The sequence below is a fragment of the Alistipes intestinihominis genome (assembly GCF_040095975.1).
Taxonomy (GTDB): domain Bacteria; phylum Bacteroidota; class Bacteroidia; order Bacteroidales; family Rikenellaceae; genus Alistipes; species Alistipes senegalensis.
In genome coordinates this window covers 1-5,818 of the sequence record NZ_JBBMFL010000034.1, presented here as the reverse complement: position 1 = coordinate 5,818, position 5,818 = coordinate 1, and the positions used below count along the sequence as shown (strand labels likewise).

The following is a 5,818-nucleotide window of genomic DNA, read 5'->3' as shown; positions in this document are numbered from 1 at the left end:
CAAATGATCATACGTTTGACTGTATGGTTAGCCGACTGAATAGCTGTATGTTTATTCATGTAACAGCATGCGTATATACCAGCGTACCGACATAACAATATTTCCTCTTTGTCTATGTCAAGAGGAAGGGGCTTGTTGGTGGTTTAAATACAGAAATTTATTTCTGGCATATATACACACCCGCCATTACAAAATGTGGCGTATTTGCAACTATGGCAATTATGATTCTTTATTTGAAATCTATGGTTTATAAAATATTGATTGTGTTTCCAAATAGAACCTATTGATTCTGTTCTTAAATCTCCATAATAAACAGTATTTGTCATAAATGAACAAGGATACATTTTCATATTCTCAGAAATGAATGCAGAAAATCTGGCCGCCTCACAAGATTCTATAAAAACATTATCGACCTCCATATTATGAACGATGCCTGCTACGCTACAACTATCGAATCCTATCTTCAAAGATTTACAATTCTGAACGTTCTGAAAAAATGTAACTATTTTGTTACTATCCTTAATCCGTAAATCAGTAATAGGCTTTATTGGTTTATAATTAAGAAATATAATAGCATTGATATTCTCTAAAAAATCAGGAGGATTAGTTAGCCACTGATTGGCAATATCAATGGTATCTGATTTTAAAATAAAATGAAGATTTGTTTTTATATAACGTGCCACTGTTTTAATCTTTGTGGCAAAAGAATCATCAAATGGGGGATATGCACTAATGGCAATAGCTCCACAATAGCGTTTTATCGCGTCTAAAATATCATCTGTTAAATAATCTCCATTCGTAGTGAAAGATGGTATGATGTTATAGTCTCTAATCAACTTTAAAATTGAAGTAAAATGTGGATGTTGGTTTGGATTCCCACCACCAAGCGCAATTTGTAGTACTCCAAGCTGCGCAGCCTCTTTAACAACTTTTTCCATATCATTCATTCTCATATGTTGTCCCATGAGAGATGAATCTCTGTAACAAAATTTGCATCTTCGTTCACAATAGTTCGTGATTGACACATCCAAGAGTTCTGGACCGGTTTCACACCAAAAAGGTTCTTCATATCCCCGATCTTCTATCCGAACAAAAAAACCTGTTTTTTGATTGAAAATAGTTTTATAATGTTGTTGAGGATATTCCCGAACAACTATATCCTTTTTACCAGCCATCGTTTGTCGCATCAATATATAAGCCCTCAGATTCGATAATAAACGAATCGGTACAGAAGAATCCTTCAATTTCATCATTATCGCTTGCAAGTCTTCCCATATACACTTCATAGCCCTCTCGTTCAGCGGTAAGTATGCGATTTAATGTATCTTCTGAGAAGACTTCAGTTATATAATGTTCAAATGCTTCTCCATCTTGATGCCATTTATCTGAGGATACAAACTCTCTTGCCGGTATTAAATTATGTTTAAATAATTCGAATAGCCGCTGATAAATATCCAAAAAGACGGAATTATCGTTCACCCCGACTGCGGCTATGAAATTTGGTAACGAAAACTCGTTTTCGGCAATAATCACGAAGCAGGTAGATGAACTATTAGTCACAAAATCAGTTTTTATTTTCATAAACTTACCGCATTAAGAGTATATTAATAATTCGTTCATATATATCCGATGAGAACGCAAACATGACGGCTCCAGAATCTCCATAATTTAATTCGTCGAAATCGTACAGTATATAATTTTCATTTGAATTAACAAGCTGCATAATTTTATCGACATCCTCTCGATTAATACAATATTTGGAATATAAAAAATCTTCCATTTTTTCATATTCGTCGGAATAATATTTATTCAAAATATCGTCGACGCATTCAGCTTCCGAAAAGATACTGTCGTAAATACGGCTAAACATATCTTTCGCATATCCGTGGAGAGCTCCAGCACGAGAGAGGAAATAATCTTTTGATAGGTTCCTATTTACAACAATCAAAGATTTATATGAATCATAGGAGTATTTCATAATTTATTCAGTAGATTATCAATTGTCTGTTTCAATCTGTCGCTATGGCAAACATCCTTCACTTTAAGCAACTGCTTCTTGTTGCTGTATGTTTTCAGATATGCTTCATATATTTCTAACGCATCATAGGAGAACGGTGTCAAATACAAGAAAAATTCAAAAATATTGTGAGATTCGGGATTTTGAAAAAATGTATGATCTGACAACAGCTCTTCATGTAATGATAGAAAATCTATCCATGTTTTGTCATCTGCTTTGTACCAATAATCAAGTTCAGATCGCCAAATCGAATATACTTTTTCGTGTAAATCGGAGTCAGATAAAGATGCGGAATATTTTAATATGATCTGAATATTCAATTTCGGGAAACGGATAGTGTCCCAACGGCCAATAAATAACAATCTAGGAATAAGATACTTATTATACTCTGGCAATAACTCTTCTATCAATGCTATATCATCACCATTGATATATTTGTCATCAATATCCCAAATATGGTTAATAAATGAGGTTTTGTACCAATCCAAACTTTTTAACCAAGTATGTATTTTTTTATCCGAATGTTTCTTTGATAATAAAAACAAGAAAGACCGCAGTCCTTCAGCCAGCTGTTGACCGCTTTGGGTATATTCGGCAACAAAAGATTCGAAACGATCAGGTGATTTCGGATAAATAGCATCGATTAAATAGCAACTTATCAAGTAATCTCTGAATTCATCGTATGTAAAGTTGACAACTTCTATTCTCCCAAAGACTCCTGAAGATACGACCAAATCTCGGCGAAGCAATATATTCTCATCAAGGAATCTGCAATACAAATCCATTTGCGTTTGCTCCAATCCATCTAAAATGGGAATATTAGAAAATTGCGTGTGATCTACCATATAGGTAATGATCTGGCCAATAAATCTTTGTATAAAGCGGGCATTTACGGAATAATAACCATCGGCAGAAAATTTGCGAGAAATATCATTGCAAAATTTCTGATAATATGCTTTAAAGAGTTCATCTTTGTGTAAATCCCCAATAAAAGATAAGGTTTGACCACTGTATGTCTCTGAAAAAATTCTTAACAGCAACAAATTATTTGTTAATTCTGTTTTAATTTCTTCTGACAAATCCGTTTGAATCTCAAAATAGCTTAAATAATTATTGAGCAAACGTTCTTTTTGCGCTTCATTTAAATGGGCATGGATATGATCGAGCCTGATCGTTTGATCAGGGAAAATCTTATCTATATCTATAAATCGTTCTGCGTAATATTCCGTTCTACAGGTTAATATAATCTTAATAAACTTATGGTTAATTAATTCCCGAATAAGATTGCACAGATTTGTAGACAGCAACTGAGGAGAATCATTTTCATTTAATCCGTCAATAATAAGAACAAATGGTTTCTTTGTGTTTATACAATAACTCTTTATGCCATTTATTATTTCTGCAAACGAATAAGTATTTACTGGATATACCGCATGAGCCAACGACCGCTCAATAGATGAGGCATTAATTTCATATCCGTTTATATATAGAGTTGGGATGTTGCGCCTGACGAGCACATTGTTTGCAAAATCGCATAAGAAATTAGTTTTCCCCTGACCTGCATTGGCTGTTATAATACATAACTGTTTGCTGATATACTCTATATTGGTTGCTTGTCTATCAATCTTGTGGGAATGTGCCCATCCTCTATTCTTATTATGGTATAGTTCATCATGTTTGCTTTTTAAATATGTGAAAAGATTATTTGCCTGCTTGTAAAACGATTCAAGATCGATATTTTCTGAAATAGAAAAAGAACTGGCATCAAATTCAAATAAATCTTTTTTCTCATTACTTAATTGACGATTTAGGTGTTCGAAATTAAAACTGGCAACCTTTTTATAAATCCGGTCGTAGAATAAGGCTGGATCTGAAAAATAACGGATATGGTCTTTCAGTTCACTAATTTCCATAAAAGTATCAGGGATATATTTCCCAGATGCTATATTTTTATCGATCTGAAAATTGGTTTGCTCTATTAATTTATTTTTCAATTCAATAGGATCTATTCTACGCGCAGCTATATCCTGCTGAATAGACAAAATGGCACGTTTAACATCAAATAGAATGTCTATTGATTTTTTCAGAAATTCATTCTCCAAATAATGCCACGTTTCTGTGTCTGTTAATAATTCAGATCTGAATAATTTCAACAGATCCAATGTATTTTTGTCTACATTGAATTCTTTTGTCGGATCAGACATTAGCAGAACAAGCTCATCCAATCTTTTTTGTGTCCAGATCTGTTCTCTATTGATTATGCCTGTATTATTACTCCATTTCTTTAAAGCCTTAGAATATGCCGTTTCAATTTTTCTATATATGGAATTACACGTAGCCCGACTTAGGAGTTCTGCCCCTGCTGATGTCGCTATATTGGCAACAAGGCTTATAATAAAAGATTCAAACATAATTCTATTAATCTAAATCATTTTTATTTCCGTACAACCTATTCATCCACATTGCAAAAAGTTTGTCCGTCACGGAAAAAACCTTGTTGATTTCGGTGATGATATCCTTTTCGAGCAGTTTCTTCATTGCCGATTGGACAGAACTCGCCGACGCCAGACTATGCCGCTTGATGAACGCTGCCGAAGTAATCCGTTCCGCTTCGCCCTCTTTGGCAATGGCATAGAGCAGCTCTTTCTGCTTTTCGGGAATGTTCGACAGAATCTCGCGGAAAATCGTGTCGTTCGAAGCAACCATATTGTCGATTGCCGCCCTGATGGTTTCAAGCGTACACTCCTCGCCTTCGGGAGTATCGGCGAACGCCTCGTTGAACGTCTTCTGAACGTAGTAAGTATGCCCCTTGAACAGATTGTAGACTCGTTCTATATCGTCGGAAGCGATCCGTCGGTTCCGTTTCTCGAAATGACCGGCGATGAACGGAATGTAGATTTTCGGAACAATCGCTTTCAGTTCCAGCATATCCGCACTATGGTAGAACGGACGTGCCGCCGACGTGAACATCTCCTGCATCATGTGGCGCTCGCTGCCGGCGAAGATGAAGTTGCAGTTGCGTAGCTTTTGAATGTGCGTCCGCAGCTGTGCCTCGATATTCTTCTCGGGATATTTGGCGATTTGCTGAAACTCGTCGATCGCCACGATGCACGGCTTGTCCGCACGAGCAAGGTATTGGAAGATTTCATCCAACGTATATTCAGGGCGGTCGATATCGCCTAACTCCACATTGAATGTCGGCATACCCGTGATAGGGTCGAAGCCGAATTTGCCGCTGATGGACTTGATGGTCTGAATGAACAGGTTGGCCATCTTGCGGCTGCGGGGGAGGAGGGTTTCGTATATTTCACGTCCCAGCAGATAGGTAAATTCCCGCAGACTCGACGTGTGCAGGATGTCGATAAAAAACGTATAGTATTCGTCGGCGATTTCTGGCTTGTCGTAGCAGAACTGAATCAGCCCCGTCTTGCCCATGCGTCGCGGAGAGATGATTACCATATTGTTCCCGTTGGTAACGGATTTGACGAGCCGTGCCGATTCCGTCACGCGATCGCAGAAATACTCCGGCTCTATCTTTCCCGTTACGATGAAGGGATTTGTTGTCTTTGCCATGCTGTCGTTGTTTTTGCAAAGATAATTATTCAACATAAATTATGCAAATAGAATAATTGAAAATTTATTAAACCGGTTGAATCGCTTTTTATCTGAAATTCAGTTAAGTTTGGCGTTGTTGCTTATCGGCATCTTCCAGACGATAGCTGGCGTCATCGCTCGTTCAACGATCCAGCGTCTAAATACCTCGGCATTCTTGGATTTCAGTCGGAATGCTAATGTCATAAT

Annotated in this window: 4 protein-coding genes; all 4 read right to left on the bottom strand. The window is 36.8% G+C overall.

Annotation, left to right across the window (positions count from 1 at the left end; all coding sequences use genetic code 11):
- Positions 1–143: 143 nt before the first annotated feature.
- The 4 genes from WMO46_RS15435 to WMO46_RS15420 all read right to left on the bottom strand — a co-directional run bounded on the left by WMO46_RS15435 (position 144) and on the right by WMO46_RS15420 (position 5,590).
- Positions 144–1,175 (bottom strand): radical SAM protein, encoded by a 1,032-nt coding sequence (locus WMO46_RS15435; RefSeq protein ID WP_242493085.1) that lies wholly within the window; start codon positions 1,173–1,175, stop codon positions 144–146.
- Positions 1,165–1,581, bottom strand: a complete 417-nt coding sequence (locus WMO46_RS15430; protein ID WP_129650433.1) for a hypothetical protein — start codon at positions 1,579–1,581, stop codon at positions 1,165–1,167. The genes WMO46_RS15435 and WMO46_RS15430 overlap by 11 nt, the downstream gene beginning before the upstream one ends.
- A 393-nt stretch (positions 1,582–1,974) precedes the next feature.
- Entirely contained in the window at positions 1,975–4,428 is a 2,454-nt protein-coding gene (locus tag WMO46_RS15425) for an NACHT domain-containing protein (protein WP_129650434.1), read from the bottom strand.
- Between the two features lie 7 nt (positions 4,429–4,435).
- Complete coding sequence (locus WMO46_RS15420; RefSeq protein WP_129650435.1) at positions 4,436–5,590, bottom strand: AAA family ATPase; 1,155 nt, start codon at positions 5,588–5,590, stop codon at positions 4,436–4,438.
- Between the last annotated feature and the right edge of the window lie 228 nt (positions 5,591–5,818).